Origin of the sequence: Butyrivibrio proteoclasticus P6B7, from assembly GCF_000622085.1 — a bacterium.
Taxonomy (GTDB): Bacteria; Bacillota; Clostridia; order Lachnospirales; family Lachnospiraceae; genus Butyrivibrio; species Butyrivibrio proteoclasticus_A.
In genome coordinates this window covers 61,124-74,797 of sequence record NZ_JHWL01000001.1, presented here as the reverse complement: position 1 = coordinate 74,797, position 13,674 = coordinate 61,124, and the positions used below count along the sequence as shown (strand labels likewise).

At 41.1% G+C, this 13,674-nt stretch carries 15 protein-coding genes; 2 read left to right on the top strand and 13 right to left on the bottom strand.

The features are described from left to right. The first annotated feature begins 46 nt into the window (after positions 1-46). Together gmd and T541_RS0100345 are read left to right on the top strand one after the other, a co-directional pair. Positions 47-1,138, top strand: coding sequence for a GDP-mannose 4,6-dehydratase (gene gmd / locus T541_RS18310; protein ID WP_051538005.1), 1,092 nt, complete (start codon positions 47-49; stop codon positions 1,136-1,138). Between the two features lie 30 nt (positions 1,139-1,168). Beyond that, positions 1,169-2,110 (top strand): GDP-L-fucose synthase, encoded by a 942-nt coding sequence (locus tag T541_RS0100345; protein WP_334291891.1) that lies wholly within the window; start codon positions 1,169-1,171, stop codon positions 2,108-2,110. A 122-nt stretch (positions 2,111-2,232) separates the two neighbouring features. Here T541_RS0100345 and T541_RS0100340 read toward each other — a convergent pair whose 3' ends face one another. From T541_RS0100340 to T541_RS0100280, 13 genes are all read right to left on the bottom strand, one after another. Beyond that, positions 2,233-3,015 (bottom strand): heparan-alpha-glucosaminide N-acetyltransferase domain-containing protein, encoded by a 783-nt coding sequence (locus tag T541_RS0100340; protein ID WP_026650838.1) that lies wholly within the window; start codon positions 3,013-3,015, stop codon positions 2,233-2,235. A gap of 18 nt (positions 3,016-3,033) precedes the next feature. After that, the gene (locus T541_RS18305) at positions 3,034-3,471 is read right to left on the bottom strand and encodes a CAP domain-containing protein (RefSeq protein WP_026650837.1); all 438 of its coding nucleotides are present in this window, start codon (positions 3,469-3,471) and stop codon (positions 3,034-3,036) included. Between the two features lie 179 nt (positions 3,472-3,650). Then, positions 3,651-5,459, bottom strand: coding sequence for an LIC_10190 family membrane protein (locus T541_RS0100330; RefSeq protein ID WP_026650836.1), 1,809 nt, complete (start codon positions 5,457-5,459; stop codon positions 3,651-3,653). Positions 5,460-5,492: 33 nt separating this feature from the next. Next, positions 5,493-5,951 (bottom strand): divergent PAP2 family protein, encoded by a 459-nt coding sequence (locus T541_RS0100325; protein WP_026650835.1) that lies wholly within the window; start codon positions 5,949-5,951, stop codon positions 5,493-5,495. After that, a complete protein-coding gene (gene rfbD / locus T541_RS0100320) occupies positions 5,948-6,823 on the bottom strand; it encodes a dTDP-4-dehydrorhamnose reductase (protein ID WP_026650834.1) in 876 nt (291 codons plus the stop codon). Before rfbD ends, T541_RS0100325 begins: the two co-directional genes overlap by 4 nt. Positions 6,824-6,901: 78 nt before the next feature. Further along, complete coding sequence (locus tag T541_RS0100315) at positions 6,902-8,068, bottom strand: DUF3048 domain-containing protein (RefSeq protein ID WP_026650833.1); 1,167 nt, start codon at positions 8,066-8,068, stop codon at positions 6,902-6,904. 56 nt (positions 8,069-8,124) lie between these two features. Continuing rightward, on the bottom strand, positions 8,125-8,388 hold the full coding sequence (locus T541_RS0100310; protein ID WP_026650832.1) for an HPr family phosphocarrier protein: 264 nt from the start codon (positions 8,386-8,388) through the stop codon (positions 8,125-8,127). Next, on the bottom strand, positions 8,388-9,737 hold the full coding sequence (gene glmM, locus T541_RS0100305; RefSeq protein WP_026650831.1) for a phosphoglucosamine mutase: 1,350 nt from the start codon (positions 9,735-9,737) through the stop codon (positions 8,388-8,390). Before glmM ends, T541_RS0100310 begins: the two co-directional genes overlap by 1 nt. A gap of 24 nt (positions 9,738-9,761) precedes the next feature. Further along, entirely contained in the window at positions 9,762-11,036 is a 1,275-nt protein-coding gene (locus T541_RS0100300; RefSeq protein ID WP_026650830.1) for a YbbR-like domain-containing protein, read from the bottom strand. Beyond that, on the bottom strand, positions 11,033-11,902 hold the full coding sequence (gene cdaA / locus T541_RS0100295; RefSeq protein ID WP_026650829.1) for a diadenylate cyclase CdaA: 870 nt from the start codon (positions 11,900-11,902) through the stop codon (positions 11,033-11,035). Before cdaA ends, T541_RS0100300 begins: the two co-directional genes overlap by 4 nt. 14 nt (positions 11,903-11,916) lie before the next feature. After that, complete coding sequence (locus T541_RS0100290) at positions 11,917-12,858, bottom strand: hypothetical protein (RefSeq protein ID WP_026650828.1); 942 nt, start codon at positions 12,856-12,858, stop codon at positions 11,917-11,919. A 4-nt stretch (positions 12,859-12,862) separates the two neighbouring features. Beyond that, entirely contained in the window at positions 12,863-13,255 is a 393-nt protein-coding gene (locus T541_RS0100285; protein ID WP_026650827.1) for a hypothetical protein, read from the bottom strand. A 9-nt stretch (positions 13,256-13,264) separates the two neighbouring features. Beyond that, the gene (locus T541_RS0100280; protein ID WP_081779800.1) at positions 13,265-13,672 is read right to left on the bottom strand and encodes a class I tRNA ligase family protein; all 408 of its coding nucleotides are present in this window, start codon (positions 13,670-13,672) and stop codon (positions 13,265-13,267) included. Between the last annotated feature and the right edge of the window lie 2 nt (positions 13,673-13,674).

Here is a 13,674-nt window from a genome sequence, read left to right as displayed (position 1 = left end):
ATGCAAGCAAATGTATTTTTGTTTACAAGATAAGAAAGGATTTATTATGGCAAAGAAAGCGTTAATTACCGGTGTTACAGGGCAGGACGGTTCATACTTATCAGAGTTCCTTCTTGAGAAGGGATATGAGGTTCACGGTATCATCCGTAGATCTTCAGTAGATTTCAGAGAGAGAATTGCTCACCTTGAGGGCAATCCTAATTTCCACCTTCATTATGGTGATCTTGGTGACTCCATGAGCATTATCGGTGTTATCTCCAAGGTTCGCCCAGACGAGATCTACAACCTGGCTGCTCAGTCACACGTTCAGGTATCATTCGACGCACCAGAGTTTACAGCTGATGTAGACGCAGTTGGTGTTACAAGAATCCTTGAGGCAGTTCGTCAGTGCGGACTTGCTGATACATGTAGAATTTATCAGGCTTCTACTTCAGAGCTTTATGGTAAGGTTGAGGAAGTTCCTCAGAACGAGAAGACTCCTTTCCACCCATACAGCCCATATGCAGTAGCTAAGCTTTATGGTTTCTGGATTGTTAAGGAGTACAGAGAGGCTTACAACATGTTCTGCTGCTCAGGTATCCTTTTCAACCACGAGTCAGAGCGTCGTGGAGAGACCTTCGTTACACGTAAGATCACTCTTGCTGCTTCAAGAATTGCACAGGGCAAGCAGGATAAGCTCTATCTTGGTAACCTTTCATCACTTCGTGACTGGGGTTATGCTAAGGACTACGTTGAGTGTATGTGGCTCATCCTTCAGAACGACAAGCCTGAAGACTTCGTAATCGCTACAGGTGTTCAGCACTCTGTTCGTGAATTCTGTGAGCTTGCATTCCACTATGCAGGTATCGAGCTTGAGTTCAAGGGCGAAGGCGCTGATGAGAAGGGTTATGACAAGGCTACAGGTAAGGTTCTCATCGAGGTTTCACCTGACTTCTACAGACCTACAGACGTTGTTAACCTTTGGGGTGATCCATCCAAGGCTAAGGAGAAGCTCCACTGGAATCCACAGACAACTTCCTTCGAAGAGCTTGTACGTATCATGGTTGAGCACGACATGAAGAAGGTTGCAGTAGAAAGAGCTAACGAGCACGTTAAATTTAATCTTGCTGAGTTCCTTGAAAAGGGCATCGACAAGTAATTTTCTATAAACGGAGATATTTATATTATGATGGAAAAGAATGCCAAGATTTATGTAGCAGGCCATCGCGGAATGGTTGGTTCTGCAATCGTTAGAGAGCTCCAGAAGCAGGGCTACAACAATATCATCACAAGAACTCACAAAGAGCTGGACCTTATCAGACAGGACCAGGTTGAGAAATTCTTCGAAGAGGAGAAGCCAGAGTACGTATTCCTTGCAGCAGCTAAGGTTGGCGGAATCATGGGTAACTCAGAGGCTCTTGCTGATTTCATGTATGAGAACATGACACTTGAGATGAATGTTATTCACGCAGCATGGAAGAATGGCTGTAAGAAGCTTGAATTCCTTGGTTCATCCTGCATCTACCCTAGAATGGCTCCTCAGCCAATGAAGGAGAACTGCCTCCTTACATCTGAGCTTGAGAAGACCAACGAGGCATACGCACTTGCTAAGATCTCTGGTCTTAAGTACTGCGAATTCCTCAACAAGCAGTATGGAACTGACTACATCTCAGTTATGCCTACTAACCTTTATGGTCCTAATGATAACTATCATCCAACTCACTCACACGTACTCCCAGCTCTTATCCGTCGTTTCCACGAGGCTAAGGAGCAGAATCTTCCATACGTTACATGCTGGGGAGACGGAAGCCCACTTCGTGAGTTCCTCTATGTTGACGACCTTGCTAACCTCTGCGTATTCCTTATGAATAACTACAGTGGCGACGAGACTGTTAACGCTGGTACAGGAAAAGAGCTTACAATCAAAGAGCTCACAGAGAAGGTTGCTAAGATCATCGGCTACGAAGGTGAGATCCGTTGGGATCCTTCTAAGCCAAACGGAACACCACGTAAGCTTCTTGATGTTTCTAAGGCAAAAGAGCTTGGATGGACTTATACAACAGAGCTTGATGATGGTATCAAGCTTGCTTATGAGGACTTCCTCAATAATCCTATGAGAGCTGAGCGCTAATCTTAAAGTCACGAGACTCTCAAAGAGTAAATACCTTTAATACAAACAAAACACCCGCTAGATACTTACGAATCCAGAAATCTGGTTCATAAAATCCAGCGGGTGTATTTTATTATAGTTTATCACCTTAGGTATCCAATTATAGTGGCCGCCACATACAGCACAGCCTGATGCAGGAAATAGATCAAAAGAGAATGTCTCCCCAGGAAGTTCACAGGCTTAATGTTGATATGAAATATCTTTTTCCCAAATTGATCCTTAACTACTCCATAAAAGAAGAATCCAACCAGAAATAAGAATATCCACGGAACAACAGAGAAATAATCCGAGGAGAAAAAGCCTCTTTGCATAATTCCAAGGTATGTAAGCAGTGATCCAACAAGGTCTGATGGACTGCTCACCTCATACCATCCCAAAGGAAGATATATCTTTTTAAAGATCAGATTAAGATAGCTTTCATTTATAGGTCTGGTAACGATAAAAAGAAGCAGACTCACCACAAATCCCACAACAAAGAACCTTTTGAATTTCTTTGTTATCTCTTTTGCCCCATTTCTCATAAATGCTCCCACAAGAATCTTGCAGGAACCATACATGGTAAGAACGCCAAAAAGAATCGGTGTATCGGGAATAGCAACAAAGGTGACGGCTGTGATAATAGCTCCCAGCACAAAAAGAATTATTCCATCTCTCATGGGTTTTCTGGCAAAGAACATACTAAAGCCAGCAATAAGAATAAAACTATAACAGATTGTCTGTTGCCAGACAAAAGAATAGTATGTCTCATACCAAGACATACTAAATCCGCTGATGTATTTGAGATCCCAACACAGGTGATACAAAATCATGCTGATTATCGTAAAACCTCTTATTGCATCAACTGTCTCAAGTCTCTTGTTGTTCATTATCTTTTCCTTAACTAGTTAATTAAATTCGCAAACTATGTAGATATCGCCATTTGGCGCAGTATAATACGCAATTCCGCAGGAGCTAAAGCAAGACCTCACAACATTTGCTTTGTGTGTAGGACTCAGCATCCATGCATAGACAACATTTTCAGGCTTCTGCTGATTGTTGTTAACAGCATGAGCCAGGTTTTCTCCACATGTAAGACTAGATATAGTATACCACTCTTTTCCATTTGGTCGAATATGGGAAAAATTGGAAGCACACTCGATCGCTCTTAAAGAAGCCACGGAAACAAGATCTTCATCCATGACCAGCGCAGGAAGACCCACAGCAGCTCTCTCAGCGTTCATGTAAGCAAGAACATCATCCTCAGAAGCTGCGTAAGAATTGATAGGATTAAATATAAGCCCGATAATAAAGATTACAATAATACTGGTACTAAACTTCTTCATAAATAAAGTACCTCCCTTCAGAAAATTGAAGGTGTTATTTATGTTTCAATGATACTTTATTTCGGCAGAAAATGTACTGTATTTAACGCTTATTTATGAAAGTTTATGTTATTTTAAGAATATTAGCTGTTATAGTGAAATAAACTTTCAAATGCATAAAATCTTTATTATTTTTTCGCTTAATCCTCCTGTAAAGACCTGAATCCTGTCCTTATATTGGTGCCCATAAGCTCAATCTCCCCTGTCATATCCTTTGGAGATGATGGGAATGCGTCATAACCAATTCGATCCCCTTCTACAGGGTAGTAGAACTTAACTCCATTTAATGTATAACTGGAAACCTCATATTTGCCGTAATCCTGCTGAGCCACAAGATATTTGGCATTAAACCTTACCCTGTCCTCCATGACAATATTAAAGCCCTTATACAGCATCCAGAGGCAAAACAGTACAACACACACCTTAAGTACAATCTTCTTAAGCCCTTCTCCTGAATGATTAAAAAGATGTATCAGCATCCTTCCTATTATCACGGCAGGAGTAAGATAAACGTACACAACGCCATATCTTATAAGCGGAGCGCTAAAGAACCAGAACACCAGACAACCAAGTAGTGTAGCACTTATTGTAAGGAAATCTGCCAAGTTCAATACGCTTCTGTGGCTTATATCAAATACCTTTTTATCAGGAAGCTTAATTGAAGTCTTGTCATTCTCTCCAATGGCCACAATGATAAAGTAAATAAGGCAGGCAACAAATATAGCTATCGATATAATATCAAGGCCAATAACAGCCTTATGCATGGTCCCAAGGCCATTAAACCAGGTATTTATCCACTCCTTAAGGGAGATATTGGCAAGCTCCTCCACATCCGTAAATCCTTTTCCATAGGTGGATATCTCAAGAGCATCGTACTTAGCCACATTCTTAGGAATCTCAAAGCCAAATCCAAAGAAGTCAAACATAGTTACCGGATACAAGATCCAGCCTGAAATAACAATATTCCTTATCAGGAACGGAAGCACAATGATCAGGGCAGACACAATTGATAGCCCAAATGCCCGCATCTTTTCAGCGGTTCTTTCATGGAACAGCTTGTAGATTGGGATAATGCACAATAGGATCATTGGAGCTGCTGACAACTTGATTGTTATGGCATATATAGCCAGGAGCGACAGCTGAATGTATGGAAGATAGGACTTCTCATGCTTAACATTAAGATCCAGCCACTGAATTATCACATAAAAAACAATTGTAGAAAGGTAATAATCTGACGCAGGAGCCACCATCTCATCAAATATAGTGAAGAGATAGTAAATCGCTGTGATCCTTGCAAAATCAGATACTATAATATGCTTTCTTCTGACAACATCCTTGATATCCACGCAGAGCCATGCCAGCATCAGGGCAAAAAATCCTGCCATCACATGATAAGACTGCTTTCCCAGGAACTTAAGGCTATAGAGAGCTGAAAGAGCAAATGATGAACTGTTATAGGCAAGGCGAACATGGAGATTACCCAATCCCTTAACTACACCATACTCTTCAATCCATCTGATAGCCTGAGCATGATAAAGATCTGAATCATAATGCATTATTCCGTGAGATGTGCCATAGGCCATGACCAGAAATACAAGTAGATACACTATCCATTCCTTAGTAGAAGCCAACATGGAAACTGTAGTGCGAAAATCACAGAGAAGCTCTTCTCTGTAGTAGACTGCTATTATCAAGCAGATTAGAACCATCAGAAAGTTGGCATAGAGTCCAACTCCTGTAAATAAGCTAAAAATCTGAGCGTATACAGTTGTCAGCACAAGGCCGGCAACTATATAGCTCTTTTTATTCTGAGTCTTATATTTCTTCTTGCAATCCTTTCCCTTTCGGATGTGCATCCCTGGCCAGTAGGACATACTGGTAAGGAACCCATATCCAATAAGATATGTAGTTATGATCACATAAATCCATATCAGTGAAACGATCAGCATGAAAGAAAAATCCCCTCTCGATTGGTGGTTATATCACCCCATATTGCAGTATACAAATCCGATAATAATTCCAAGGATTGCTCCAAAAAGAACCTGCATAGGTGAATGTCCTACGAACTCTTTTAATCTCTGTTCAGCAGGAATACTACCGTCAAACTGCTTGAACCAGTCCATCATATTGTTGATGACTACAGCCTGTTTGCCAGTCTCTCGCCTAACGCCCATGGCATCATGCATAACAATGAGAGCCAGAACGCCTGATATAGCGAATTCAAAAGAGCTAAATCCGTGAATGATAGCAGCTGAAGACGTAAGTGCCATAACAGTTGCTGAATGAGAGCTTGGCATTCCGCCATCACCAAGCAGTCTCTCCGGATTAAAATTCTTATTAACTATCACATAAATGATGGTCTTAAGAATCTGAGCAATGAGCCATCCTAAAAAGGACGCTACAAGTAGCTTGTTATTAAAGATCTGAGCTATATAATTCATAAAATTTCCTCTAAATAATCTCTTATAGCATCATGCCAGTCAGCAAACATGAAGTCTGATGTAAGCTTGAACATATAATTCTCAAGAATGCTATAAGCTGGTCTTGGAGCGGCCTGAGGGTTCTTTTCAAGATACTCTTTGGTGGTAACGTGGTTAACTTTGGTACTCTTACCTGCAAGTCTGAAGATCTCTTCTGTAAAATCAGCCCAGTTGGTATCGCCTTCGCAGGTTCCATGGAATGTTCCATAATTTTCTGTTCCAAGAAGGAAGTGGATTGCTTTGGCAAGTTCCTTGGTGCTTGTAGGTGTTCCAAGCTGGTCCTTAACTACAGAAACCTCATCATATTTATCTGAAAGGCCAAGCATAGTCTTGACGAAGTTCTTACCGTCTCCGTATAACCAAGCTGTTCTTATGGTAAAAAATCTATCGGCAAACTGCTTTACGAACTCTTCGCCGGCAAGCTTAGTCTTACCATAAACGCTGACAGGTCCGACCTGATCGAATTCTACGTAAGGTCTTGTGCCATTTCCATCAAATACATAGTCAGTAGATACATGCACAAGCTTAGCGCCAAGCTCTGTTGCTGCTATAGCAAGGTTTCTTGGTCCTATTGCATTGATCTTGTAAGAAAGATCCACATCGCTCTCCTGCTTATCTACAGCAGTGTAAGCAGCGCAGTTAATGATAGCTTCAGGCTTAACCTCTTTTGCAAACTTAATAACATTATCTACGTTAGTAATATCAAGAGGTGTGATACCATCTCCTTCAAAAACGTCTGTATTAACGATCTCATATCTGCTATCGCCAAGAAGTTCCTTATTGATCGCTCTTCCAAGCTGTCCATTGCATCCTGTAACTATAATTTTACTCATTGTTATCAGTCTCCTATCCTTTTTAGCTTAAAACGGACGGCATCTCTGCCGTCCGCTAAATAATGGCTAATTTAGTGATCAATCAGTGTATGTAACGCCATTTACATCGAACTTATAGAATGAAGCGTTACTTTCCTGAACAACAAAGATCATAGTCTTTCCTGTATTAAATACTACCTCATTACCATTGTCATCATAGTATGTTGTTGGGCTGTAGTCATCTGTCTTTTCCCATGTTACATGGATCATCTTACCCTTTGTGATGAAATATCCATCACGTGTTGTATCATGCATCTGGTAAGCAAGATAACCATTGTCATCTCTAACCTCACGGTATGCTCTCTGGATAACAACGTTTGCAAATGCAAGCTGTTCGCCAGTTACAGCATCCTTCTGAGGATTGCCATAAAGAGTCTTAAGATATACGCCCTTCTCAGCATCATATGTAAGAGCTGACTTGGTAACTGGATAGCATCCAGACATATCGATATCAGTTGCCTCAACAGCATCTGGATAATCATCTAAAGTGTTAGGGTTGCTATAACCTGTAAATGTGAAATGAGACTGTCCTTCGAACTTGTCTCTATGCTCCTTAGAGAATCCTGCCTTCTCGATAGCATTTGAAACATGTGCGCCATCTGTAAAGGCTGTATGCTCTGATGTACTTCCCTCAGGAATACGGAAGAATGCGCCATAATCTGAACCCATAACTCCGCCTACACCATTTAAGTTATCCACGTCATCACGTGTAAGAATTGACTTAACATAAAGCTCTGGTCCGCCGTAGTGGATGATAATTGGATCATACTCAAGAGCGGCATAAATAAAGTAATCACGGATACTTCTGATATTACCAATCTGCTCAAGATTCTCCCAATTCTCAAGAATACCCATCTGACGGCTCATGTTACCCTCTTCCATGATCTCATAGAATACAGCAACATTAGAAAGTCCGTACTGAGGCTGAGCCTCTTTGTTAATAGGATACATAACTGCTAAAGGTCTATTTGTGTTAACAGATTCATCGACCCATTCGTTAGTAAAATAGCTTCTTACCATTCCCTCAGCTGGAGGAGCATCTTCATCGACTGCTTCTACAGAAGCCTCTACTGAAGCTGCTACAGGAGCAACATCCTCAAGCTTCTCAACACTAAGTCCCACAACTGACTCGTCATCCTTTGATCCGCAACCGATCAGCATAGTAAACATAAGACCGGTAAGGACTAATGCCTTTAATCTTTTCATACCAATTAACATCCTCTCTCTTTATTACACTCAGACGATTTTAGCATAGAAGATAATTATTCGCCAAGACCCTTCTCGATAGCTTCAACAAGAGCATCCATGGCCTCTTCTTCGTCTGGTCCCTCACATTTAAACTCAAGCTCATCACCACATTTGATACAAGCCCCCAATACGCTAAGTACACTCTTAGCATTTGCTGTATTTTCGCCATAACTGAAGGTGATGTGAGATTTATAATTCATCGCCACTTTACACAAATTCCCTGCAGGGCGAAGGTGAAGCCCCGTTGGGTTCGTAATAACCACTTTCTTACTAATCATTAAAGCATAACCTCCTCAATAAGACTGGCGAGTTTTTTAGCTTCCTCATCAATCTTATTCTGATCCTTACCCTCGATCATTACTCTTACAAGGGGTTCTGTTCCAGAAGGTCTTATAAGTACTCTTCCGTCTCCCGCAAACTCTTTTTCAAGATTCTCAATTGCACTGGCAATTTCTGGATAATCCATGTACTTATCCTTTTTATGGGTAGGAACATGGGCATTAACAAGGGCCTGAGGCATAACCTCCATAACCTTTGCAAGCTCTGAAAGAGGCTTGCCAGTCTTTACCATAACCTCTAAAAGATGAAGTGCTGATAAAAGGCCATCTCCAGTAGTGTTATCATCAAGGAAAATGATATGTCCTGACTGCTCACCACCAAGGTTTGCACCGATTTCCTTCATATGCTCAAGAACATATCTGTCTCCAACCTTTGTCTTATCGATCTGGATTCCTTCTCTTTCTCCCATCTTGAAGAATCCAAGGTTACTCATAACAGTGGCAACAATTGTGTTCTTAGCAAGCTTGCCATTGTCATTCATAAATTTACCAATGATAGCCATGACCTCATCGCCATTGACCATTTTACCATTTTCATCTACAGCAAGGAATCTGTCTGCATCTCCATCAAAGGCAAGACCAATGTTAGCCTTCTCAGTAACAACTCTTCCCTCAAGCTCTTCCATATGTGTAGAACCGCAGTTAGCGTTAATATTGGTTCCATCTGGATTATTATGGATAACTATAACCTCTGCTCCAAGCTGCTTGATAGCTTCTACAGAAGTGTAGTAGGAAGCACCCTCAGCGCAGTCCATAACAATCTTCATTCCCTTGAGATCAATATCAACTGCTCTTAAATTGTGATTGATATATTCCTCTTTGGCATCAGTTCTTAACTTGATTTTACCAACACCAGCTCCTGTAGGCATCTTAACGCCATCCATATCATTCTTGATAAGAGCCTCAATCTCGTCTTCCATTTCATCTGGAAGCTTGTAACCATTTCCGTCAAAGAACTTGATTCCGTTGAATTCCATTGGGTTATGTGAAGCAGAGATAACAACACCTGCATCAACTCTATATTTTCTGGTAAGATAAGCAACTGCTGGAGTAGGAATAACACCAACGTAAACTACATCTGCACCAACTGAGCATGCGCCAGCCATAAGAGCACTTGCAAGCATGTCGCCGGAAAGTCTTGTATCGCAGCCCACCATGATAGTTGGTCTGTGATTAACCTCCTTAGACAATACATAAGCTCCAGCCTGGCCAAGCTGCATTGCTAAAAGTGGAGTAAGTTCATCATTAGCTACTCCTCTTACACCATCTGTTCCAAATAATCTTCCCATTTCTTAAAAACCTCTTTTGCTAATTTACTTTTCTTCCACCGTTACATATACGCTGACCTTGCTCTTGGCTGTAACGCCATTTGGAAGTTCCCATGTTACCTCAGCGCTATATGTTCCTGGCTTCAGTTCGTCAAGGTTGTTCTGCTTAACAATTGAATCCACATCAACTGTTCCCTTAATATCAGATTCCTTGACCTTCTTGATATCATCAGACAGTCCCTGTAAAGTAAGTGACACTGTATCATACTCAGTATCATCTACGCTTATCTTGAATCCATCTACTTCGCCTTCAACTGATATCCTGTCGATATCCACATCAAAGGTCTCTTCCTCCACGTTGTCGATATGAACAACAACCGTGCAAACGCCGTTAAAATCCTTATCTCCAAAACTAACTCCAGAAGGCAGATACTTACTAATATCAACCGTTGCGGAATAATTGGATGACATTCCTGAAACATCCAAGGCTGAATCATCAACAGTTATCTCAGAAACAGATGAGATCACACTACTTCTTCCTGCGATAAGCACTTCGCTTGGAGTACTGTCAATCTGTCCAGTCATGGCATAACCACTTGCTGGCTCGCCCTGAACCACATAATTAACAGGAACGTACTTGGTCTCGTAGATAACAACGTTAACCCTTACAGTCTTGATGTTCATCTCAATCTGAGCTGTGCTAACCTGGTTGCCATCTGCATCCAAAAGAATAATATCTGCATCAGTTCCGATGTTGGAAGTAAATCCAGTTACATCAACATCTACAACTGCCGATTCTATGGTATTGATCACGGACTCTGGTCCACTTATCCTAAGCATATTCTGCTCAGTTGATATATCACCGATCATGTAACCATCGGCCAGATTACCTGATGTTGTGGCAGAAAGAACTAAGCTCTTTGTCGCCTTTCTCTCTATGCTGAGCTTAACAACATCAGAGCTAAGAACTATGTTCTCAATCTTATCGCTGTACTTGTTGGTGCTAACGTTGATTGTTACTGTATTAAGGCTTGAAAGATCCTGAAAATCCGCATAAGCCACGATATTGTTCTGGCTAAGGGAATCAATAACAGTTCTTGGCGCATAAATAGTAACTGAACTGATGTTAGCGCTGTCATCAAGGATTGAATAAACCTGTCCCTGATCAGTAATAAGATTAGTATTCTTAAGTGCTACAGGAATATTGGTATATCTAACACTTGTAACAGGATCATTGATGTTAGTTACCAAAAACCACACTATAGCTGCAAACAAAATAGAAGCTAGCTTAAGTCCCCAGTTGGCCGTCAGTCTTTTCATTGCTTTTTCACCTTGGCCTTTCTGGCGAAGTGCTTAACTGGCGCCTCCGTCTTGTGCTTATTCTGGATCACGCGAAGTCTTTCTCTGAGTCTGTCACTATCGACAGCTCTTTCAAGAACGCCTTCATAGGCAACGCTTATCTTACCTGTCTCCTCAGAAACAATGATAGTAAGAGAATCTGTAACCTCAGATACTCCCACACCAGCTCTGTGTCTTGTTCCAAGTTCCTTACCAATTCCCTCGTTGTAGGAAAGAGGAAGGTAGCATGTTGCTGATGTAATTCTGTCGCCTCTTATGATAACCGCACCATCATGAAGTGGTGTGTTATGCTCGAAAATATTGATAAGCAGCTGGCTTGTAACTATGCCATCCACGTCAATTCCAGTTCTCTCAAACTCTGTAAGAGGATGGGTCTGCTCAATAACGATAAGAGCACCGGTTCTGACCTTAGCCATCTCTACACAGGCTCTTGTAATCTCATTTAATGTTTTATCAGAAAATCTGCCTTCAAACTTGCCGTCACCAATGTTGAACACATTTGATAGAAAGTTCTTTCTACCAAGCTCTTCAAGAGCCTTTCTAAGCTCTGGCTGAAGGATAACAACCATAGCTGTGATGGCTATTCCGAACACCTTCTCGACTATCCACAAAATGGTGGACATGTTGAATATTGCTGCAATAAGTATAAACGCAACAATAACTATGACCCCTTTTAGAAGGGACCATAGTCTCGTGTTCCTTGCCCATACCAATATGTGATATACCAGAAAAGCGATGATCACAATCTCCAGGATATCTGGTATTCGAAGATTTGGCATGTGCAGACTTGTTCTGTTGAAGTCAAATAATGATTCAAACTGCTGCATGGTAATCCTTTATCTCATCCGCGTCTTTCATTTGAGCGGTTTATTTTCTTAACCTTTCTTTCTGGTGTGGAAACAGTAACCTTAGGTACTGCCTTAACATAGTAGTAGTACTCATCATCCTCGAACTGAACCTTCTCTGTTCGGCTGTAGTCCAGGTTAAATGCAAAGAACTCAACCACCAGCATAAGCGCTGCAGAAATCACTGTTCCTACAACGATTCCAAGAAGTGATGTTGTAGTGTCGAATACAAGATTTCCAATGAGCATGCAGATGATAAGTGCAATAGCTCCTGATGCAATGGCTATCTTCCAGGAATTGTCCATTGAAGATCTGCGGATAATATATACAAGCAAAAGAGCTACTGAGAAAGATGCGATCATTACGATCATGCCCTTGTCACCAAGAAGTCCGGAAAGAACTGACTGGAACTGGTTGGCTGCCTCTTCAACTCCGTCAGTGCCGATGATGGCTGCATTTGAAGAGAAGTAGGTGAGCATGTATGAAATAACCACACCAAATGCCACTGAAATAATTGATGTAGGAGCTCCGAGAAGTCCCATGGCAAGTGGCATTACATAGGGAATATGTAAAAAGAAAAATATCGGTGTCAAAACTACTGCCAATGTGTCCTTAGGTGAAAATCTGAAATACAGAAGAAACATCAGAAGGAACACGATGATAGCAATAAGAGCGCTCTCCAGTGACAGAGCGTAAAGGTGTCCGATAATGAACACGGCTGAAATGAACACTATTGAATTGGCTGGAAGAATAGCGCACAAAAGTGATGCCATAAGAACAATCGCGATATTGCTCAGCGACTTCATATAGCCAAGTCTGTTGTTCACAACAGAAATAGAAATGAGAGCCAGTACAAATTTCCAAACATAAGTAATGTAGGTCTCATTCTTGATATAAAAGCGTTTAATGTATTGTTTTAATTCAAGTAAAGCTGTCATTCGATCATTCCTTTTCGTACATTCTAGCTAGTTTCTTTAAATCTCCATAATATGCCTTCATACTCTTACGCATTCTAGAATACCGATAGGAATAAATGACATATGATGCAAGAGAATACACGCCAACAAGCAGGAGGTAGTATATAAGAAACCTCCTGCCTATAGCCAATAAATTTTCTTCATTGTAGAGGTTAGATAAAACCTCCTCAAAATTGTATAGAACATAGGTCGCCATGAATATAGCAAAAACAATTGTGGCGCTGATAACGGATTTAAGTACATTAAATCCAATATAATCGCTCTTGAAATATGAGTTTATAGCGTCGTTCTTCTTGCCTTCGCGATCTATGAACGCGGTCATTTTGGTCATCAAAATGACTCTTTCTTCGTTTAACATCACTTCTCCTTATGTATCCAGGAAGTGCATTCCAGCCTTTGACTCCTTCTTAACCGGCTGCTGAATCTGAGGTTGTGGCTTAGCAAAGGTATTATTCAGGTTGTTAGCCATACTTCCCTTACACTTAGCACAGAATCTTCCTGTCTGAATATTTGCTCCACAGTTCTCACACTGTAGCTGGATTGGAGAATCGCTCGTGAACATAAGCCTCTCCTCACGGATCCACTGCTGAATCTGTTTAGTAGAGACTTCATTGTCTTCGGCGATCTTCTTAATATCTGCCCTAGGATTATCGACAATGTACTGTTTGACCTTCTGGAAATCTTCCTCAATAGCCTTCTTACAAGGCTCGCATATTGGCTGACCTCCAATGTAGTTGAACATTTTACCGCATCTTGCACAATTCCGTAAGTTCATAA